An 843-nucleotide genomic window follows, 5' to 3' on the forward strand; every position below is an offset into this window, starting at 1 on the left:
TGTGACCGTGCTGACGCAAGCCGGCAACGAGATCGGCGCCACGCGCATTGACGCGGGTGTCCTGCAGGTCAACGGCGGCCTCACCACACCGACGATCGCCTTGAACGGTACCGGCACGCTCACCGTCAACGGCACGGTCGGAGCCGCCGCCGGTGGCTTCTCAACTCTTGCCGGCGATGGCGGCGCAAGCACCATCACCATCGCGGCGGGCGGCACGTTGCGCGGCAATGGCAATCTTGGCGCCGGCAACGACACGGTCAACGTAAGCGGCACGCTCAACACAGGCGCCGCACAGCTCAATCTCGGCGCCGGCAACGACACGCTGGTGCTCAATGACACCGCCGTCATCAGTGGCGCGGGCGTTGACGCGGGTACCGGTGGCGAGACTGGCGTCGGAGACACACTGCAAGTGGTCGCCGCCGCGGGACGCACGCTGGACGCCGCCAATGTCAGCAATTTCGAGAGCCTCTCCAAGCAAGGCGCCGGCGCGCTGACGCTGACCGGGAACCACGGCTACAGTGCCGGCACGACTATACAGTCCGGGACGCTGCAAATCGGCAACGGCGCGACGGCCGGGGCGCTCGCGACGCCAGCCGTTACGAACAACGGCGTGCTCGCCTTCAACCTCAACAGCGATTACATCTTTGCCGGCGCGATCTCGGGCAGCGGCACGGTCAACAAGCTCGGCAGCGGCGTTACGACGCTCACTGGCACCAACAGCTATAGCGGCGCGACCAACGTCAATGCCGGCACCCTGCTCGTCAACGGCAACCAGTCGGGCGCGGCCGGGCAGATTTCGGTCGCCGGCGGCGCGACGCTTGGCGGCACAGGCATCATCGGCGG

At 67.5% G+C, this 843-nt stretch carries 1 protein-coding gene; it reads left to right on the forward strand.

The genetic code is table 11. The features are described 5' to 3' along the window. A partial coding sequence (locus EN964_RS35935; protein WP_206528833.1) for an autotransporter-associated beta strand repeat-containing protein occupies positions 1-843 on the forward strand: 843 nt, incomplete at both ends.

It is taken from the genome of Mesorhizobium sp. M7A.F.Ca.CA.001.10.2.1 (assembly GCF_003998575.1).
In the GTDB taxonomy this organism is placed as follows: domain Bacteria; phylum Pseudomonadota; class Alphaproteobacteria; order Rhizobiales; family Rhizobiaceae; genus Mesorhizobium.